This is a genomic window from Pseudochrobactrum sp. XF203, assembly GCF_020341615.1.
Classification (GTDB): Bacteria; Pseudomonadota; Alphaproteobacteria; order Rhizobiales; family Rhizobiaceae; genus Pseudochrobactrum; species Pseudochrobactrum saccharolyticum.
Genome location: NZ_CP084392.1, coordinates 1,179,807 through 1,199,217, shown reverse-complemented (window position 1 = coordinate 1,199,217; position 19,411 = coordinate 1,179,807). Strand labels below are relative to the sequence as shown.

Genomic DNA, 19,411 nt, shown 5'->3' with positions numbered 1-19,411 from the left:
TTTTTATGCGTGCGGTACCATCAGAATGGTCACATCATCCTGACCCGCCTCATGGAATGCCAGTGCAGTCTGCGCCACAGCCTGATCTTCGCTGTCGAACACATTCATCACAAAAACGGATGTATCGCTGTCGAGGTTCAGCGCCTGTTCGGCAGAGGATGCACCGGTTTCCACCAGCACGAAATCATAGGCCGTTTCCAGCGCTTCAAAAATCACCGGCAGACGCTCGGCCTGTGCCATAGCGGTTTTCGGATCAGAAAGACCTGTCGGAATCACATCCGCATCCGAATATAAATCGCCGTGAATAATATCGGTGAACTGCTTCACATTGAGCAGCAGGTCGGTAATGCCTGCAGGCCTGTTGCCGTCCAGCATTGCCTGACTGACAGCACCATTGCCGGTCATATCAACGAGCAACACCCGCAGGCTGCGGTCAGCCAGCTCACGCAGCAGATGCACACTACCGGCAGAACCGGCATCGCCTTCCGGCGAGATCAGAATGATGCGGCGGCGCTCCTGCAACATCAGACGGCTGGCAATTGCCGCCACACCGTTGGGCGCATAAATATCATCCGATGCCGGATCAGGTTCTTCCGTGGCATCCGGCTCGGACACAGTATAGCTGTCATAGATACGCTGAATTGTTTCAACATCAATTTCAGGACGGGCCATAGGCTGCTCTACCATCTCATTTTTATCGGAAACAGGCTCGGGAGCCGGCTGCACAATCAGCTTATTATCAATCTGTGCGGTTTTATTATGCGCAGGACTAAAATTCTGTGCAACAGCACCATATTCATCGCCCCAGAGATTTTGTCCCCTGACAGCTCTGACAGGATTTGTTGTCATAGCGCGACCACTGAAAAGTTCACGCAATAAAACAAAAACCGACAACAGCAACAGGCCCGCAACGAAACTCATGCTGACCATAGGCAGCACTTTAGGGAAATACGGTGCCCCTGCAACAGTTGCCGTTGAGAAAATCCGTGCATCTGCAGGTTGATCCGTACGATCAGCAATGCTGGAAGCCTCGCGATAGCGCGCCAGATAGGCTTGCAGCAAATCGCGCTGGGCAGCAGCATCACGCTCCAAAGCACGCAGTTCAACTTCCTGACTGCCAGCCTCGGCAGCTTGTGCTTTCAGACGATTGAGTTCACGGGTCTGCTCCTGCTCGCGGCTGCGGGCAGTCGTCACCTCATTATCGAGGCTTTTCAGAATTGTATTGCCTTCCTGCCGGATCTGCCGGTCAAGATCGGCGAGCTGCGCACGCAAGCCCTGAATACGCGGATGCCCGTCGAGCAGCGTTGTCGACAGATTGGCAATCTCGGCCATCAGCGCTCCGCGGCGCTCATTCAGCTGCTGCATAATACCGGAGGACATAACTTCTGGCAGGCTATTGATCGGCACGCCGTTTTTAAGCGCAGTGCGAATGCTCTCAGCTTTAGCCTCACTGGCGGCACGCTCAGCTTTCAGACGCGACAGTTCCGATGAAATATCGGACATTTGCTGCGTGGCAAGAGAAGTATTATTGCTGGTATTGAGAAGATCGCTTGCCGCGCGGAAATCAGCGACTTTGGTTTCTGCCTCACGCACCTTCTTCGTCAGTCGTTCAATTTCCGGCTCCAGCCAACCGGTTGCATCGCCTGTCAGCTGGCGTTTGGCAGCGGCCTGTGCTGCAATATATTCATCCGCAATTTTATCGGCGACATCGGCTGCGACTTGCGGATTTTTGGAGACAAACTCAACCACAATCACCCGCGAGCCGGTTACAGCATAGACCTGTAAATTCTCGCGCATACGGGTGAGAACCTGCTCTGATACCGGAATCGTGCGCGGATCAGGGCGCAATCCCAGCAATACCAGAACCTGTTTCACCGGCGACATGGTTTTCGGATAGAATTCCGCATAATCTTCAAGCTTCAGATCGGCGGCTACTTTTGCAAGGATTTTAGCAGAGCTGATCAGCTCTACCTGCGATTTCACGGCTTCCGGATCCAGCAGCGGACGATCCGTTTCCGATCCGACATTCGGGCGCGTGAAGACAGTTTCCCGTGCTTCAATCAGAATACGCGCTTCGGAACGGTAATAAGGCGGGAGAAACTGCGCAACGCCCCATGTCAGCAGAGCAAACAGGAGTGCGCCCAATAGAATGAACAGCCAGTTGCGCTTCAGAGCGGCAAACAGCGCTCCGATATCAATTTCCGCATTTTCTGCTGCATCACGCATCACTGACCCGATCCCCATAATCCTGCACAGGACTCTTATGGTAAATCATCAAGGTAACTATAGGGTTAAACCCTGTATTTTCCCCTCACCCTTGATACTAAGGGCGTATCAGGACTTTACTTTAGCAGTTTGTATTTAAAGATAATTTTATCAGTACAACAGATTTTAGCTTTTAGTCTTTACGCCATATTAACCCTAATAATTCAATAATCACCATCAGACAGATGTCCGTTGCACAGCTATGAAATGCGCAACGGAACCTGACGCATATAATATGAGCTGGTGGGTTCTGACACCAAAGCAATCAGAACGGGATAAGGAAAAGAGCAGAATGAAAACACGTGTTTTTATGGCAGCTTTGGGCGTAACCTGTCTGGTATTGTCAGGCTGCACCAGCTATCGCCCTGCTCCTCCGGCATTCCACGAAGCGCTGAACCAGCCGTATATTCTCGGCTCCGGCGACCGTCTGCGCATCACCGTTTTTGAACAGGCCGGTTTAAGCAATACATATTCCGTCGATCAATCCGGCTATATTGCCTTCCCGCTGATCGGCAGCGTACCTGCACGCGGCAAAACAGTAAAACAGCTAGAAGCCACCATCGCTTCAAAGCTGCGCGGCGGCTATATCCGCAATCCTGACGTCAGCGTGGAAATCGACCGCTACCGTCCTGTCTTCATCATGGGTGAAGTCGGCGGCGCCGGACAATATTCTTACGTACCGGGCATGACTGCACAAACGGCTATTGCAGCTTCCGGCGGCTTTACACCGCGCGCCAATCAGGAAAGCGTGGACATTACCCGCCAGATCAACGGCAAAATCTTTACCGGACGGGTACGTATTACAGATCCTATCCTTCCAGGCGATACAATCTATGTCCGCGAACGGTTATTCTGATCATCACGGACAGACCAGAATTCATCCTTCCTGAGACGAGGCTGTTGTGAAGCAAAAATCTTTGCGGATTATCCATTGCTTCCGTTCCCCTATAGGCGGTGTGTTTCGCCATATACGTGATCTGGCTGCCATGCAGAATGCAGCCGGTCATCAGGTCGGTGTGATTTGCGAATTATGCGAAGACGGCGCACTTGAACAACAGCAATTTGCTGCCATGCTGCCTGATCTGGCACTGGGCCTGCACCGTATTCCCATCATCCGCAAAATAGGCCTCAGTGACATCGGTGCTATTTTAAGTACGCGCAAATTACTGAAGCAGCTGCAGCCGGATATTGTACACGGACATGGTGCCAAAGGCGGGACTTATGCCCGTCTCGGCACAATAGGCATCCATAAAAGTCAGGCTCAGCGCCCGCACAAATTTTACTCTCCTCATGGCGGCAGCCTGCATTTTGATCCGGCAACCCTTGCCGGTAAAATCATGTTCACGGCGGAGCGCCTGCAAGAACAGATCACCGATGGCCTGATCTTTGTCTCGGCCTATGAGGAAAACACCTATCAGGAAAAAGTCGGAAATCCGCGCTGCGCGCATATTGTGATCCGCAACGGTATCAGCAAAGATGAATTTGCACCGGTTACACCGGAAGCAGATGCCGCCGACTTTCTTTTTACCGGCATGATGCGCGACCTGAAAGGGCCGGATTTGTTTATCCGCGCGCTGAGCGAGCTGAACAAGGTAGCAAGAGCCAGCAAACGGCCTCTTGCCACCGGTGCCATGGTCGGAGACGGGCCGCAAAAACAGAATTATCAGGCTCTTGCTGCGCAACTCGGACTGGAAAACCACATATGTTTTTATCCGGCAATGCCGGTGCGTGAAGCACTCAAACACGGGCAAATCTTTGTGTTGCCTTCACGTGCGGAATCTCTGCCATATATTGCACTGGAAATTCTGGCCGCACAGCGCAGCATCATCGCCACAGATGTCGGCGGTATTGCTGAAATATTCGGCACAGACAGCAATGCCCTTTGCAAACCTGACGCCGGTGCCATCGCCGCAAAAATGTGCGAAGCCCTGACCTTCCCTGCCAATTATCAGCAAACTATGCCTGATCCGCTGCTGTTGCGCTCACGCTTCAGCCGGGAAAATATGGCTCATGCAGTTGAACAATTCTATCGCATCAACTAAATTACATATAAGCACTATGTAAAGCTTCCATGTTTCATTAAAATACAAATATCATTCGTTTAATTTTACTGTAATAAAGCAATATTGCGGATATTTACTATCCGGCAACCACAATACGTAAAAAGCCCGTATAGCGGCCTAAACTGCGCATTCTCTTAAAAAAAATAAGAAAATAGCAACCCTCATCACGGATAGATTGCTTATATTTTCTTGTGAGCAAAATTTTAATATGCCGGTGCACCCATGAGTGAGAAAAAACATAAAGGAAGTTTCGACAGGAAGGCGCTGCAAAAGCAGCATGACTCCGGCGCAGCCTCCACACCTGCTGAAAAAGTTGAATTGAGCCCGCTGGCCATGAAAGTAGCCGCTCAATACAAGAATGAAAGTATTTCACCCGCTCTGTTCACAGGGCTTATGCGCATATGGGAATTTGCTGTTGTCGCCCTGTGCGGCATCGCTGTCTATCTCAGCTATGTCGGCGCTGAAAGCATCCATATGCTGGAATATTTGTTTGCAAATATTCTTGCTGCCGCGCTCTATGTTATTTTCGCCCAGTTCAGTTCCGGCTATCGCCCTTCTGTGCTGCGCAAGCCGTTTCGCTATCTCGGCCGGCTGATTATCTGCTGGGCCGGCGTTTTTGCGGTTCTGGCTATTGTGGCTTTCCTGCTGAAAATTTCTGCGGTTTATTCCCGCATCTGGTTTGCCGGATTTGTAATTTCCGGTTTTATCGCCCTTACAATATCGCGCTTTCTCGCAGCCAAGCTGATGCGTATTCTCGCCCGCAGTGGTCGCATGGAACGACGCGCGGTTATTGTCGGCGGCGGTCAGAATGCGGAAGATCTTATTCTTGAACTCAACAAACAACCGGATAATGACATCCGTATCTGCGGCATTTTTGATGATCGCGGCGACCGTCGTTCTCCGCCGATTGTTGCCGGTTATCCGAAACTCGGCAATATTTCCGAGTTGATCGAGTTTGCCCGTGTTGCCCGCATTGATATGCTGATCGTTTCTCTGCCGATCTCCGCAGAAGAACGGGTTTTGACGCTGATGCAAAAGCTTTGGGTATTACCGGTCGATATCCGTCTTTCTGCCCATGCTGCCAATATGCGTCTGCGTCCGCGTGCTTATTCCTATATCGGCTCGGTACCGATGCTGGATATTCTCGACAAGCCGATCAACGACTGGGATGCGATTGCCAAGCGCTTGTTTGATATTGTCTTCAGCCTGTTCGGAATTGTGCTGTTCTCGCCGGTCATGCTGGCGACGGCTATTGCGATCAAGCTCGACAGCAAAGGCCCTGTAATCTTCAAACAGAAGCGGCACGGCTTTAATAATGAAGTGATCAATGTCTGGAAATTCCGCTCGATGTATAGCGACCAGTGCGATCCGACTGCAAAACTGGCCGTCACCAAAAATGACAGCCGTGTTACCCGTGTCGGGCGTTTTATCCGCAAAACTTCGATTGATGAATTACCGCAATTTTTCAATTCCTTAGGCGGCAGTCTTTCACTTGTCGGCCCTCGCCCGCATGCGATCAGCGCCAATTCCAACAACATGCTCTATAATGATGTGGTTGACGGTTATTTTGCCCGCCACAAAGTTAAACCGGGCGTAACCGGCTGGGCGCAGATCAATGGCTGGCGCGGCGAAATCGACAAGCCTGAGAAAATCGTCATGCGTACGGAATATGATCTCAATTATATTGAGAACTGGTCATTGCTGTTCGACCTGAAAATCCTGTTCCTGACCCCTGTGCGCCTGCTGAACACGGAAAACGCCTATTGAGCTATCCGTCCCAACCTGTGCCCCGATCTGTGCCCCGATCTGTGCCCCGACCTGTGCAAGCGTCATCCGCATCAGATGCAGCATTCCATGCATTGGCGGAGCGCGGTCAGCGACAAGCTGCAATGCAATGGATTGCACGGCTGTCACTGGCAACAGGTGTCTTTTTCAGCGGCTTCGTTCTCTTCGAACCGGGGCCTTATGAAATACTGATGCTGGTGCTCATTAGCCTGTGGCTGTTATTCGGCCTCAGGCTGAGTGTTAACTCACTGGCATTGCTGCTCCTGCTCACCTTGTTCAATATTGGCGGTGTGCTTTCGATTTTTCAGATGGCTGATCTGAAAAAGGCACCGCTTTACATTGCCGTGTCATATTTTCTGGCCTTGACCAGTGTGTTTTTCGCCGCTGTCACCGAAAGCGACTGGCGCAGATTACAGCCGCTTTTCACCGGCTATCTGGCGGCTGCCGTCATTACAGGAATGCTGGGTATCGGCGGTTATCTCAACCTGATACCTGCGGCGGATCTGTTTACGCTTTATGGCCGTGCCAAAGGTGCATTTCAGGATCCGAATGTCTTCGGCCCTTTTCTGATCCTGCCTATCAACTGGTGCATCTATCAGGTTCTGACCCGCCCTTTTCAGAAAAGCCTGCTCTATTGGGCATTATTTCTGGTGCTGACACTTGCGGTATTGCTGTCCTTCTCCCGCGCAGCATGGGGCATGTATGCCGTATCCTTAGTGCTCATTCCGGCTCTGTTGTTTATCGGCAGCAAGAACCAGCGCTTTCGCGGCAAGATCATCCTGATCAGTATTGCAGCAATTGTTCTTCTTGCTCTTACATTACTGATCGCCCTGCAAATCCCGCAAATCAACGAATTGTTCACCCAGCGTGCGCGCCTTGAACAAGATTATGACAGCGCCCGTACGGGACGTTTTGCACGGCATTGGCTAGGTTTTCTTCTGTCCATGGAAAAACCCTTCGGCATTGGTCCGCTGGAATTCGGCCCCATGTTCGGAGAGGATACCCATAATATCTGGCTGAAAGCCTTGCTGGATTATGGCTGGCTCGGCTTTCTGTCTTTCATCATCCTGACAATGCTTACGCTGGGTTTCGGCTTCAGGCTGATGCTGCGTGAGCGGCCATGGCAGCCGTACCTGCTCTGCGCCTATGTGGCTTTTATCGGCCATATACTGATCGGCAATGTGATCGATATCGATCACTGGCGGCATTTCTATCTGATCGTCGGTATTATCTGGGGTTGTGCAGGGCTTGAACAACGCTATCAGCAACAGGCACGGCATCATCTTACTTCAGAACCACGCCCCTATAGCAACACACGCATTGCAAGACCGGTTTAATTTCTGCGGAACCAAAACACCGGCACCGGCGTTACATCCCTGTAAGCAAATCAAGACAATCAGGGAGAACAAAGATGTTAAGAGCCGGTATTTTGTGGATGATGGGTGTTCCGTTTTTTGTCGTAGTCCTGATCTGGTATTTCTTCTTCTGATCCGCAGCAGAGATCAGGCAAAAGTCACCTGATCGCGGCCGGTCGCTTTACTGCTGTAAAGTGACACGTCAGCCCGTCGGTAAAGGCTTTCAAAGTCTTCATTCCTTTCAAGCTCCGCAACGCCGACACTGATTGTGAGAACAGCTGAAACCTGTGAGCCCTCATGCTCGATTTTCAGTGCAGCTATCTGCGTACGCAGTTTTTCCAGAAACTGTCTGGCTTGTTCCGTTGTACAATCATAAAAGAACAGTGCGAATTCCTCACCGCCAATTCTCGCCGCCATATCCTCGCTACGACGCAGCGTAGCACTGATTGTACCGGCAACATGTTTCAGAGCTTCATCCCCCGCAGCATGGCCGTAAATATCATTATACAGTTTGAAATGATCCACATCGATCATTGCAAAACACATGGGCTTCCCCTGTGAACGCCCCCTGCTCATCATGGTCTCAACATGTTGGGAAAACAGACGGCGATTTGCCAGACCGGTCAGCGAATCCGTGTCGCGTTCTTTGCGCAACTCCGCAATCATATCCATAAATGTCACGGCCAGCAGTCCGATACCGGTCACGACACCGATCACAGAAATGGTGAATTGCAGCACCAGCCAGAACGAACCGGCAGAAAATTCGATGACAGGTGATGTCATCATTCTTTCCGCAGTCAGAATTGTGCGCGGAAAGAAATGCAGACCAAGCCCCAATATCAGCCAGAATAATAATTTATCGCCGGAATTCCCGCGCAGTAAAAAACGTGCCTGCAGGGCTGTGGCCAGAAAAATCGTCCCCACCCCCAGATTGATAATGTAGATCCGGTAAAACAGGTTTCTCTCGATGTAAAAATAATAAATCGTTCCGCCGACAATAGAGATCAGAAACAAAGGATAGAACCAATAAGGCAGCTGTCTGCCTGACCGGACTAAAATGCCATGAGAAAAGAACAGAACACCTGCAACATATAGAGTTGCGGACAATACTGCATTCTGCCCGATATCTGCCGGTGTAAATGTAACCTGAGCTAAAACACCGATTGAAACCAGCAGAAAGGCACAGCCGAACAGCCCGAGATGCGGCCGTGTCCGCTCAAGGAACCACACACCGAAAAACATCAGCGAAAATAAAAAGAAGAAAACCGGCGGCAGATAAATCATAGCAAAGCAGTTTTCTTTTTCTCTGAGCCGGAAAACTGACCGGATTTACCCATCCCACATCCTCACGACCACATGCGCCTGTATTTCAGAATGCACTCCCGCATGCCGGTCTTTATGTTTCTGATAATTATTTTAACGGCTTTCATCAAGCAACATAAAATTTATTTTATGCAAAACAGTATCTGCATGTCTTTCAATGCAAGGATCACTGTCTTTACGGGAACCAAAACGCACCCTGAACGTTTTCTTTCATAGCAGATATTTAACGCTGCATTTGTCTGCGCCTTAAATTCCGGCAGACAAAGACCATCTTTTTACTATGTGCTGAACGACAATAATGAGGGAAATACCATGGAAGATGCTCAGATAGGCTGGATTGCAGCTATTATCATCGGTGGTCTGGCCGGCTGGCTGGCCGAAATGTTCATGAAAAGTGACCACGGTGTTTTCATGAATATTATTCTGGGTATTATCGGCGCTGCTGTCGCCAATGCCCTGCTCGGCATGTTCGGCGTGGTTCTCGGAGGCTGGCTCGGCTACCTGATCGCCGGTTTTATCGGGGCATGTATTCTGATTGCAGCGGGGCGCATGATCCGGCGATAACTCCCACGCCTTTGTAAGCGCCTATTCCACAGTCAAGATAACGGAGAATGAAAATGGCAGAGAATGCTGACAATGCCCGTCAGGCAATGGAAGAACAGATTGCAGAACTGCGCGCGCAGATTGATGCGATGAGCAAATCTTTGAAACAGCGCGGCGAGGAAGCCGCAGAAGAAGCCCGCACCCGCCTGAACCGTGCAGCCTCAACCATCAAAGAACAGGGACAGGCAACCGTATCTGTCATCCGTGAAAATCCGGGCACCGCAACAACCATTCTGAGCACAGCCGGTATTGCCGGTTTTGTACTCGGTTTTCTGGTTGCCAGCTGCCGGAATGACACGCGCTGGTAACAGCCGCAACGCTCCCTGCGAGTTCAATAAAACAGCGTCGGAAATTCCGGCGCTGTTTTGATATTCAGGAAGCAGCTCCGTCACCGCGACAGCTATTGAATATATCCATATCCTTGTCATAGACGGTCGTCTTCACATTCATCAAGCCCAGCACCGTATGGAACAGATTATCATGGGATGCCGGATGATCGCTCAGCGTCTTGAGGCAAACCTGTTTCAGATCATTCTCCCTCAGAAAATCCGGTGAAAACCAGCTGATAAACGGAATCGTCGTCTGCTCCCGCGGTGCGATGAAATAAGGCATGGCATGAAGATACAGCCCTTTCTCGCCAAGGGATTCACCATGATCGGACATATAGATCATCGATGAAGCAAACTCGCCTTCTCTGGATTTCAGCAAATCGATGATTTCCGCTAATATTTTATCGGTGTAAGCGATTGTATTATCATAGGCATTTACAATTTCCTGCTGAGTGCAGTCAGCAAAATTTGATGTGCGGCAGGCAGGTTTGAAGATTTCCTGCTCCGGCGGATAGCGCCGGTAATAGGCAGGCCCATGACTGCCGAGCATATGCAGCACAACAACCGTGTTAGTCTTAAAACTATCGAGACGGGATGCCAGCGTGTCTACCAGCACCTGATCGTAACACTCACCGCCTGCACAATTCGGATTGCCTTCCTGCAACTGGCTCATATCAATTGTTTCAATACGATCAGCCACACGCTTACTGCCGGTGTTATTTTCAACCCACAAAGGCTGAATACCGGCATGTTTCAGCACATCCAGTAAATTTTCAGACTGGCGGAATTTCTTGCTGCTATATTCCGTACGCGGGAACGGGGAAAACATGCATGGCACAGAAACAGATGTCTCTGTTCCGCAACTGCTGACATCGGTGAAGTTCAGCACATCGCGCTCACGCAACATCGGATTTGTGTCGCGGTAATAATTGTTGAAACTGAAATTCTGTGCGCGGGCTGTTTCGCCAACCACAATCACCGTCAGGCGCTTTTTGTTATTGCCCTCTTGATATGGCTTGGTCTGCACAGCATCCGTGCCGAGCGGCTGAGCAATATAGGTGCGCTCGTCATTGACCTTCACGAAATAACGGATGGTACTGCTGAGCGGTGCCAGCGGGTTGAGCCTGCCGGTGATTTCCGCTTTCTTTTCACGAAACATCGAAGAAAAAGTGCCAAAATTTGTCAGAAGCAGAGCAACACCGGCAACCAAGCAGCCGCTGATCAGCAGCGTGTTGACCCATAATTTTTGCACAAAAGGCCGGTGCCTGATCTCAACCAAAATGATCAGCAAAGACGGCAAACCGGCATAAAGCAGCATATTCGTTACAAAATGCGCATTCATCAGGTGACCGGATTCAGCCCTTGTGGTTGTCGCAGCATTTTCAATCATATTCGGCGTAATCAAAACACCGAAGTGGTCAATGAAATATGCCGCGGATGCAGACACCGTAACAAAGAAAATCAATGCAGGCTTGATGAGATATGGCGCTGAAAATAAAACCAGCAAACAATAGGTCAATAAAAACAATGTTGCAGCGATAATGCCGGTGCTCAGAAAATCTCCTTTGAGATAGTCTGCGATGAAAACAAAAGCTGCGCGGTTAAAAAATACAGTAATATAAATGGCTGTAATGAAGCATAATAGATTACTTGCAACAGAAATTCTTTTGAATTTCATAACTCACCTGTTCGACATTTAAAAACGCACAGATTCAATATCTTCATCAAGAAACAACGCGTTTTTGAGCAAGCTACAAAGCAGATCAAAACCAGCTAAGTAAGTATGCGCGTTTTTGAAATAATTTTTTACGAAAAGACAAAAATTACAATTACTTATCAAATTCAAACTTGAGATTTTCTCCCGAAGATTGAAGCGCCAGCTTCCGGGCAAAATTGTGACATTGCAATCAGGATAAGAATATATTCCGTTGCAATTCCTGCTTTACAAAGCAGCTTTCTGCCCCGGTATTCACCTCACTGAATTTCCCCTGCCGCTTCAAAAAGTCTTGTTTCAACTTCCAGCAACTGAGCTATGATGGATTGAATAAAGTTCTATTTCTCAAACGCTTACGGTGCCCGCCAATATCTTCCCGACGGCACCGCAATCAGAAGGACAGACTTGTAATGATTACCGGCCCGCAATCTAAAGCTGCCCGCGCATTAATTGAACTCAGCCGTGAAAGACTGTCATCATTCTCAGGCATTGATATCCGTGTGATTGAGTTATTTGAACGTAAACTTGAAACACCGGACGAGACTGTCCTTGCAGCGTTACAAAAAGCGCTCGAAGATGCCGGAGCCGTGTTCATTCCGGAAAATGGCGGTGGTCTCGGTGTGAGATTGAAATTTACACGATCCGAAGCACGGCGCCTCTCTACTCTGGAAAGCGAAGGCGGCATTGTTGCCTATGATGAAGTTCCTTAAGCGGAAACATCTGTCTGATTAAAGAAATCCGTCACGGGCAGAACAAAGCAGAGGAATTGTCTGTCTTTCTCTGCCCGTGAAATGGTGTTTTCGGCCTCGCGGGCGATCTGTTCAAAGGTAAAACAAACCGATAAAAGATCTTGCTGTTCGCACCATCTTTTTATCCCGTTCCGGCCTGCCAGAACGCTCAGCCCGTCACAATGATTGCACGCTGAGTGCGGCTGCCGCCGATCACACCGAGGCACATATGGCTGATTATCTCAAGCCGATCTTACTGCTTTGCGCATCCAATATCTTCATGACATTTGCCTGGTACGGGCATCTCAAATTTACAAACAAGCCGCTTTTGCTGGTCATTATTGTCAGCTGGCTGATTGCTTTTGCTGAATATTGCCTTGCGGTTCCGGCCAACAGAATGGGGCATGGCATCTATAGTGCGGCAGAGCTCAAAACCATTCAGGAGGTTATCACTCTCAGCGTATTTGCCGGATTTTCTGTGCTGTATCTGGGAGAAAGCATAACCGTCAATCATATGATTGGTTTCGCATTTATCTGCCTTGGCGCTTTTTTTGTATTTAAAGGGCCATTTTAGAGATATACAGAATACCCCCCTCCCTCAACAGAGAGTGACATGATGAAACTGAAAATTTCCGCAATCACTTTAATGAGTGTTCTTATTTCAGGTGCTGCATACGCAGAAGAGCTGACAGTTGAAGGCTCCGGTATTACACGTGATATTGCCTGTTCATCGAATGATATCGGCATTTATGGTGCAAAGAATATCATCAAACTGACCGGAAAATGCGATGATATTGTCATTCACGGCACCAATCATCAGGTTACATTTGAAGAAGCTGATGATGTCTCGGTGTCCGGCTCCGACAATAAAGTGACCGGTGGCCGTGTGAAAGACCTCTCTGTGGACGTGGCCAATCATGAAGTCACAGCCACATTACGTTCCAATGATAATGACAGAGCCGAGCTTGAAGTGAGCGGTGCACAAAATGTGGTGAATGTTACCCTGGAAAGTGCCACAAAAATCGAAGTCGGCGGTGTTGGCCATAAAATCAACTGGTCTGTCGCATCAGGTGTTAAAGATCCGGCGATTTCAATTTACGGTGCCGATCACGAAGTTAAAAAAGCAAACTGATTTCGCTTATAGTTTATAAAATGAATGAAGCCCCGAACGGGGCTTCATTCATTTGACGAGAAAATGCCTGTTTTTACTTGGAAACGGCTTCCAGCCCTTTGAATTCTTTCACTTTGTCTTTTGCGCCTGTCGTCAGGCCACTTCCCTGCTTTGCACAGATACGCTCAGCAAATGCAGCTGATGGCGCACTGCTGCCATCTCCGACAATAAACTGATAACCATTATCACACCGCACCCAATGAACTGTTCTGCCGGAGCTGTCTTTTTGAGAAATGTTTTTATAGGCGTAAGCTTCGGCTGCAGGAATAAGAACAATTGCAGATGTCATTACTACTTTAAGCAAATCTTTGATAAACATTGGTAGTCCTCCCTCTGTTGTTAATACTTCCTCCCCATCGGAGTATTTCAAAGGTAAACCGGTCGCAATGAATGTGTGATGAATAGGCCGTTCAGCAATATTGCATAGCAGAACTAAGAGCTGTTTCGCTGTAGTATGAAGCAAAACAAAGCTGTAAACCGGTCTTGAAACAATGAGCCGGTTTTGCAGAAAAACACATTTAAATCATTAAAAACATGGTCGGAGCGGCGGGATTCGAACCCACGACCCCTTGACCCCCAGTCAAGTGCGCTACCTGGCTGCGCTACGCTCCGAACACCTAAAAGCCCTAGAATAGAAAGGCTTTTTTGGCAAGCCCTTTAAACTGACACGAAAAATGCAAAAGCCTCACCGTCTTTATTATCTACCTCAACTATGAATTTATGATCTCATAAAGCGGTGTATCCGGCAGAATCTGCTTATTATTATTCGCCGTATTATAAAGATGGAAAGCCGTTGTCCTCGGAGTAATCAGATCTTGAACGCGCAGACCTCTTTCATGAAGAAGTGTCGTACAAGTATAGTGCATAGGATAATAAATATCGATCGGGCTGACCTTGTTCTTAAGATCCAGCTCTTTAACAATATGCGTTATCAGGTTGGGACCAATAGCCCCCCATGGATGCTTTGAAACAGGTTTTGGAAAACCAAGAGATTTTCTCAGCCTATATCTTTTGATTTTATTGGCTTTAAACCATGGCGGGATAAAATAAGGATCTTCAGCCGCAGATAATAATTGCTTCAGCATCGCACTATCATGAGGCACTTTCAGGATCGCACCATTAATTGTGCTTTGCGTTTCCCAGCCCATTATATAGTCATTATCTTCAACCGGCTTTATACAATAAACATCACAGTCGACATAAAGGCCCAGACCTTCCCGCAAAATTCGGTAGCGATAAATATCTGAGGCCAGCGCAAGATTGCCCGATGAAGTCCGAACGATCTCGCTCTCTTTCATCAGTATGTTTGCGTCGAAAATTTCAACTCCTTTCGGAGTATCCTCGGGCCTGCCATAGGCATGTAAGACGATCTTACAGCCTTTATCTACAAAGGATTTAAGACATGCAGCATGCACTTCACCAAGCCGCTTACCGATCCACAAACTATTTACGATGAGCGACATATCTTCCTCAAAATGCGGGATTTACCACCATTGCTGCATAGCTTTGCAAGCTTGATTTTGTCAAATAATAACAGCTAAAGGATATGCGTCTTATACCGGTATGAGTAAACCATCAGGATAGAAATGTTTTTCTTTAAAAAAGCAAGCAGCACAAACCGCCCTCTCAAAATCGGTCTGATTATTGATGAATATTTCGGTGCAGCTGATACAGCCTTTGGTGGTTACGGTTTTTTGGCGCGAAGATTAATTGCCAAATATCTTCCAGACACAAATCTTCAAATAGATGTTCTGCTTGGCAGAGGACGAAAACGGTATAGTGCCGAGGAAACCATTGTCAAAGACGACAAGACTATCAATTTATACCGCTTACCTAAACGCAAATGGGCGGCCCAAAGATGGTTAAAAAAGCAGAATTATGATGCGTATCTCAGCATTGAACTGACTTACAATTATGTTCTGGAATGCGAACCCGATACGAATAAGAAATTGATTTTATGGATACAAGATCCAAGACCTATGTATGAATGGGATGAGATCAATACAGTAAAATTATTTCCTGAAACCAATTACTATGACCAAAATATTTATGACACGGTTCATAAATTATACAGACAAAACAGAGTGAAATTTATTTCTCAGGGGCATTTTTTAAATCAAAAAGCAAAAGATCTGTACGCTTTAGATGACAATGTCGCAATCGACTATGTACCAAATCCGATCGAATATGATGAAAGTTTTAAACTCTCTGACAACCCTAAAGAGAATTTAATTATCTTTTTAGGACGGCTGGAATCTGTAAAGCGCGGCTGGTTATTTTGTGAAATCGCCAAGAGAATGCCTGATTATCAATTCTGCGTTCTTGGGCAGACTTTTCGCGAGAAGCACAAAAACACAGATATTATGCAGTCCTATTACGACATACCTAATCTGCATTTTGCAGGTCATGTAGATCGCGATGTGAAAAATGAATATCTGAAACGCGCAAAAATTCTTGTAAATACGTCTATTCATGAAGCATTGCCGATTTCATTTCTGGAAGCCCTGTCCTTTGGCACATTGCTCGTCAGCAACAGAAATCCGGAGGATCTGACGTCGAAATTCGGCATTCATGTCGGAGATGTATTAGGTGACGGGTTCGATAAAGTAGATCTGTTTGTTGATGCTATTCATAAGATTCTGGATAATCCCGATCATTATGATGCCATCGCCAATGAAGCTATATCCTATATCCGCTCAGTCCATAATGTTTCTGCATTTCAAACCACGATGCAGAATATACTCAAAGAAGAATTCCCTGATCGTTATAACAGCTAATCGCTTTATATGGTCTGCCTGACGCACACAGGCAGACTCTTCTTCATTGATCTAAAGATAATCAACGATCATTCTTTTTTGCCAAACAAAGTTTTTAATTTTTGTCGCGCCTTTTTTAAGTTCACGCATAATTTTATGCGTTTTTGACAAAGTGCTGCGACGGGTTTCAATCATATCCACGACAGAACGCCCCTCAATATTCTGTCCTAATGTCAATGCTTCAGGTTGCAACACCTGTTCCTGCACACAAATTGCAGGAGACATTTGATATATATTTGTGCTGGAGAATCCATCGCACAGCGGATCAAACAAAAAATGATCTATCGGGACCGGCATATAATTACTTGATAGTTTTAACAGGTCGGCTGCCAGCTTACGGGATATTAAATAACCACCCGTTCCAGCATGAAAGCTCAGCATTCTCAGCAGCTGCCAATTCTTTACTGATACATTCCCCCATCGTTTAAAATAGACCTTCGTTTTAAAGGTTTCAAAGCGCAGTAAATTTATGTCACCCGGAACCCAGTCAGAGTTTTTGAGAAATTCGGCTGCACTATCACTGAGGATAATATCATCTTCGAAAATTGCGGCATATTCATCCGTACCGGCAACAAGAATTTCCCAGCATTTCCGATGGCTCATAAAGCATGCAAATTCAGAATTTGTCGGCTTTGGCCAGTCTTTATGCAAAACAATATTGTCAAGTTCACTCTGAGACAAACCACGCGCATCAACGGCAGCCACACGTTCAAAATCAAGATTCAAGCGCCCAAATTGCTCATGACAATGTTTCAGCCTGTCGGGAGATCTATCCAGATTAATGACAAGATTTTTCATAGAATGGCTCACGTTACAATTCTGCTCCTTCTAAATTTTATTCTCAGCGGGGGCAAGACAATGAAGCCATTCCACTTTCGACTGCCATCTCTTTCCTGAATTCAGACCTCAATAATCGCGCTTGACCGCAACTAAAAATAAGAACATTATAGGAACAAATAGAGGATTCTATAATGTCTCTCGCCGCACAAAACCCTGAAAAATATATCATTATGCCGTTTCGTAAGAATAATCAGAAACTTGTTGCGGCGGAAATGCGCCCTGCTTCCAGTGAGGCAGGTGCCATTAAGATTGCCACATCTATGTCCGGCCGGTTTATTGGTGTTGCGGCCTATGCTGTGCTGGTGGATGAGGAAAGCGGCGATATGAACGCGCCGCGCCTGTTAGCAAGCTTTGGCGAAGTGCCTGATTTCAGTGATGATTAAAGTCTGATTTCCTGTTTATTACCCACCGGACATTCGCACTCTATGCAAGCTCTTTCAGCAATATAACCGGCAAAGGATTCAGTATGCGCATTCTATTTCTCAAATTGATTGCAACAGCACTTTTGATGATGGGGCTGAATTCAGCATCATTGGCGGCTCTTGCACCGCAGTATCAACGCGCAAATGAAATGAATGCTGTCATCTCTGCGGTTACCGAAACACTATCTCCGCAACAAGCTGTCACCAAAGTCGTTTACCAGAGTGAAGACCAGTATTTGGTGGCGCAGGCAATTGCTCAATCAAAGCAACTCTTATCACGCTTCCGGCAAAGGCCGGACTGGTAGGGCCAAGACAATTTAAAGTTCAGCTTGGAAAACAACGCTGTAAAAAATAAAGCCGTGCATCGAAGATCAGAACTGATGGATCAGATGAATATCATCCGGCTCCAGAGCATATAGTTTCTGATCCGGCTGTCCTATCGGATGGCCGCCCTGATGCAGATAAAACTCAACCGTATGCCGCGTTGAGGTTGAAGAAATATAGAACCCTTCCGCACCCTGCTCTTTGACAATTTGCATAGATTTCCGGTAGAGGCGCGAGGCTAATCCGCGCCCGCGCCAATCATGACTGACATGCAAAAAAGCCAACTGCCGATATTGCGGATAATCCGTAACCGGCCGCGCATCAACAACAGCCACCGCAACCAGTTTTTCTCCCGCAAAAGCACCGGTAAATGTGCCGCCATGATCGTAACACTCCAGCAAGATCGGCGTATAGAGCTCAGGCTCCCCGTCCGGCCAGTCGCGCGTATCATAGAACTCTGCATGTAACTGCAAGCGGCCGTCAGTGAAACGGTAGACTTCCTGAACAATCTCGCGCCGCTCAATCTGCCAGACTGATACCACCTCGTCGCGTGTAAGCGGACGTATCTCTATAATTTGCATTCAGACCTCGCTCTGTTGTCCTGCGAGCATTATTCCGCTGCAACTCTGGTATCAACCTTTACGATAACCGACATACCTGGCATCAGACGTTCTACCTGCTCCTGCCCGCCATCAATAGCAATGCGAACCGGCAGCCGCTGCGTTACTTTGATGAAATTCCCTGTCGCATTATCCGCTTTCAGAACACTGAATTCCGAGCCTGTTGCCGGAGAAAAAGCTTCGATATGACCGGTCATTTTCTCATGGTTTAATGCATCTACGGTGAATGTCACCGGTAGTCCGGCTTTCATGCCGTAAAACTGCGTCTCTTTAAAATTGGCAATGATCCACTTTTTATCAGGCACCAGATTAGTCAGCTGTGCACCAATATTGACATATTGCCCCGGCTTCGCACCGATTTCCCCAAGCACACCATCCTGAGGCGCAATAATTTTTGTATTGCTCAGATCAATTCTGGCCAGATCAACTGCAGCTTCTGCATTTGTCACAGCCGCTTCGAGAGAATGCTTGCGAACAATGATGGATTGTACATCCTGTTTATTGACTTCCAGCGCAGCCTCAGCCTGACTGACAGCACCGCGCGCCTGTTCCAAAGCGGATAAGGACTGGTCTTCATTGCTCTGGGTCATCACCCCGCTTTTACGCAAAGGTGTCACGCGGTTATAATTCGCCTCGGCCACATTCAACGCCACTTTCGCACTGTTAAGTACCGCTTCGCCGGAGCGTGTCCGTGCATCTGCGGCAAGACGATCCTGCTCAGAATTTGCCAAAGATGCTTTTTGCGTTTCCAGCATGGCCTCAGCCTGTTTCAGCTTCTGCACATAGATGCGGTCATCCAGCGCAAATAACACATCGCCTTTTTTCACACGCAGATAATCACGATCCGGCACCTGCTTGATATAACCTGCCAGCTGCGGACTGATAATTGTGACCTGCCCGCGGACATAGGCGTTTTCTGTCATCTGCACAGAGGAGCGAAATGGCGGTAGCTGCCAGGCATAAAGGATGAACAATACGCCGCAGAGCCCAATAGCCAGAATAAACAATGTTGCCGAATTACGAAAAATCTTCTGCATTTCAGATACTCACAAA

20 protein-coding genes and 1 tRNA gene are annotated in these 19,411 nt (G+C 47.8%); 12 read left to right on the top strand and 9 right to left on the bottom strand.

Features of this window, described 5'->3' with window-relative positions:
- Nucleotides 1–3: 3 nt before the first annotated feature.
- Nucleotides 4–2,226 (bottom strand): Wzz/FepE/Etk N-terminal domain-containing protein, encoded by a 2,223-nt coding sequence (locus LDL70_RS05265; protein WP_225687612.1) that lies wholly within the window; start codon nucleotides 2,224–2,226, stop codon nucleotides 4–6.
- Nucleotides 2,227–2,557: 331 nt separating this feature from the next.
- Here LDL70_RS05265 and LDL70_RS05260 point away from each other — a divergent pair, with 331 nt between their 5' ends.
- The 4 genes from LDL70_RS05260 to LDL70_RS05245 all read left to right on the top strand — a co-directional run bounded on the left by LDL70_RS05260 (nucleotide 2,558) and on the right by LDL70_RS05245 (nucleotide 7,450).
- Complete coding sequence (locus tag LDL70_RS05260) at nucleotides 2,558–3,121, top strand: polysaccharide biosynthesis/export family protein (protein ID WP_116088154.1); 564 nt, start codon at nucleotides 2,558–2,560, stop codon at nucleotides 3,119–3,121.
- A gap of 46 nt (nucleotides 3,122–3,167) precedes the next feature.
- Nucleotides 3,168–4,307, top strand: a complete 1,140-nt coding sequence (locus tag LDL70_RS05255) for a glycosyltransferase family 4 protein (protein ID WP_225687610.1) — start codon at nucleotides 3,168–3,170, stop codon at nucleotides 4,305–4,307.
- Nucleotides 4,308–4,550: 243 nt separating this feature from the next.
- On the top strand, nucleotides 4,551–6,095 hold the full coding sequence (locus LDL70_RS05250; RefSeq protein WP_022710792.1) for an undecaprenyl-phosphate glucose phosphotransferase: 1,545 nt from the start codon (nucleotides 4,551–4,553) through the stop codon (nucleotides 6,093–6,095).
- Nucleotides 6,096–6,187: 92 nt separating this feature from the next.
- Nucleotides 6,188–7,450 carry an O-antigen ligase gene (locus LDL70_RS05245; protein WP_225687608.1) on the top strand — a complete coding sequence of 421 codons (1,263 nt, stop codon included), beginning with the start codon at nucleotides 6,188–6,190 and terminating at the stop codon, nucleotides 7,448–7,450.
- 165 nt (nucleotides 7,451–7,615) lie between these two features.
- Here LDL70_RS05245 and LDL70_RS05240 read toward each other — a convergent pair whose 3' ends face one another.
- The gene (locus tag LDL70_RS05240) at nucleotides 7,616–8,752 is read right to left on the bottom strand and encodes a GGDEF domain-containing protein (RefSeq protein ID WP_151159324.1); all 1,137 of its coding nucleotides are present in this window, start codon (nucleotides 8,750–8,752) and stop codon (nucleotides 7,616–7,618) included.
- Between the two features lie 351 nt (nucleotides 8,753–9,103).
- Between LDL70_RS05240 and LDL70_RS05235 the strand changes: the two genes are divergently transcribed.
- Both LDL70_RS05235 and LDL70_RS05230 read left to right on the top strand, forming a co-directional pair.
- Nucleotides 9,104–9,355, top strand: a complete 252-nt coding sequence (locus tag LDL70_RS05235) for a GlsB/YeaQ/YmgE family stress response membrane protein (protein WP_022710788.1) — start codon at nucleotides 9,104–9,106, stop codon at nucleotides 9,353–9,355.
- Nucleotides 9,356–9,408: 53 nt separating this feature from the next.
- Nucleotides 9,409–9,702 (top strand): hypothetical protein, encoded by a 294-nt coding sequence (locus LDL70_RS05230; RefSeq protein WP_022710787.1) that lies wholly within the window; start codon nucleotides 9,409–9,411, stop codon nucleotides 9,700–9,702.
- A gap of 64 nt (nucleotides 9,703–9,766) precedes the next feature.
- On the opposite strand, the gene LDL70_RS05225 is transcribed toward LDL70_RS05230, so the two are convergent.
- The gene (locus LDL70_RS05225; protein ID WP_225687606.1) at nucleotides 9,767–11,401 is read right to left on the bottom strand and encodes a phosphoethanolamine transferase; all 1,635 of its coding nucleotides are present in this window, start codon (nucleotides 11,399–11,401) and stop codon (nucleotides 9,767–9,769) included.
- 446 nt (nucleotides 11,402–11,847) lie between these two features.
- On the opposite strand from LDL70_RS05225, the gene LDL70_RS05220 reads away from it, so the two are divergent.
- The 3 genes from LDL70_RS05220 to LDL70_RS05210 all read left to right on the top strand — a co-directional run bounded on the left by LDL70_RS05220 (nucleotide 11,848) and on the right by LDL70_RS05210 (nucleotide 13,297).
- Nucleotides 11,848–12,147: an XRE family transcriptional regulator gene (locus LDL70_RS05220; protein WP_225687605.1), complete on the top strand. Its 300-nt coding sequence runs from the start codon at nucleotides 11,848–11,850 to the stop codon at nucleotides 12,145–12,147.
- Between the two features lie 247 nt (nucleotides 12,148–12,394).
- The gene (locus LDL70_RS05215) at nucleotides 12,395–12,739 is read left to right on the top strand and encodes a DMT family protein (protein WP_225687603.1); all 345 of its coding nucleotides are present in this window, start codon (nucleotides 12,395–12,397) and stop codon (nucleotides 12,737–12,739) included.
- A 39-nt stretch (nucleotides 12,740–12,778) separates the two neighbouring features.
- Nucleotides 12,779–13,297 (top strand): DUF3060 domain-containing protein, encoded by a 519-nt coding sequence (locus tag LDL70_RS05210; RefSeq protein ID WP_151159327.1) that lies wholly within the window; start codon nucleotides 12,779–12,781, stop codon nucleotides 13,295–13,297.
- A gap of 73 nt (nucleotides 13,298–13,370) precedes the next feature.
- Here the strand turns inward: LDL70_RS05210 and LDL70_RS05205 are convergent, their stop codons facing one another.
- From LDL70_RS05205 to LDL70_RS05195, 3 genes are all read right to left on the bottom strand, one after another.
- Nucleotides 13,371–13,655: a hypothetical protein gene (locus LDL70_RS05205; RefSeq protein WP_151159328.1), complete on the bottom strand. Its 285-nt coding sequence runs from the start codon at nucleotides 13,653–13,655 to the stop codon at nucleotides 13,371–13,373.
- Between the two features lie 216 nt (nucleotides 13,656–13,871).
- Nucleotides 13,872–13,948: transfer RNA gene (locus tag LDL70_RS05200), tRNA-Pro, on the bottom strand.
- 98 nt (nucleotides 13,949–14,046) lie between these two features.
- Complete coding sequence (locus tag LDL70_RS05195) at nucleotides 14,047–14,799, bottom strand: hypothetical protein (RefSeq protein ID WP_225687601.1); 753 nt, start codon at nucleotides 14,797–14,799, stop codon at nucleotides 14,047–14,049.
- 123 nt (nucleotides 14,800–14,922) lie between these two features.
- On the opposite strand from LDL70_RS05195, the gene LDL70_RS05190 reads away from it, so the two are divergent.
- The gene (locus tag LDL70_RS05190) at nucleotides 14,923–16,113 is read left to right on the top strand and encodes a glycosyltransferase family 4 protein (protein ID WP_225687599.1); all 1,191 of its coding nucleotides are present in this window, start codon (nucleotides 14,923–14,925) and stop codon (nucleotides 16,111–16,113) included.
- A gap of 51 nt (nucleotides 16,114–16,164) precedes the next feature.
- On the opposite strand, the gene LDL70_RS05185 is transcribed toward LDL70_RS05190, so the two are convergent.
- Nucleotides 16,165–16,950, bottom strand: a complete 786-nt coding sequence (locus tag LDL70_RS05185) for a glycosyltransferase family 25 protein (protein ID WP_225687597.1) — start codon at nucleotides 16,948–16,950, stop codon at nucleotides 16,165–16,167.
- A 173-nt stretch (nucleotides 16,951–17,123) separates the two neighbouring features.
- On the opposite strand from LDL70_RS05185, the gene LDL70_RS05180 reads away from it, so the two are divergent.
- Both LDL70_RS05180 and LDL70_RS05175 read left to right on the top strand, forming a co-directional pair.
- Nucleotides 17,124–17,375 (top strand): hypothetical protein, encoded by a 252-nt coding sequence (locus tag LDL70_RS05180; protein WP_116088163.1) that lies wholly within the window; start codon nucleotides 17,124–17,126, stop codon nucleotides 17,373–17,375.
- Nucleotides 17,376–17,458: 83 nt separating this feature from the next.
- Nucleotides 17,459–17,719: a hypothetical protein gene (locus LDL70_RS05175; protein ID WP_225687588.1), complete on the top strand. Its 261-nt coding sequence runs from the start codon at nucleotides 17,459–17,461 to the stop codon at nucleotides 17,717–17,719.
- A gap of 66 nt (nucleotides 17,720–17,785) precedes the next feature.
- On the opposite strand, the gene LDL70_RS05170 is transcribed toward LDL70_RS05175, so the two are convergent.
- Together LDL70_RS05170 and LDL70_RS05165 are read right to left on the bottom strand one after the other, a co-directional pair.
- Complete coding sequence (locus LDL70_RS05170) at nucleotides 17,786–18,319, bottom strand: GNAT family N-acetyltransferase (protein WP_225687586.1); 534 nt, start codon at nucleotides 18,317–18,319, stop codon at nucleotides 17,786–17,788.
- 29 nt (nucleotides 18,320–18,348) lie between these two features.
- A complete protein-coding gene (locus tag LDL70_RS05165; protein ID WP_225687584.1) occupies nucleotides 18,349–19,395 on the bottom strand; it encodes an HlyD family secretion protein in 1,047 nt (348 codons plus the stop codon).
- Nucleotides 19,396–19,411 lie beyond the last annotated feature (16 nt).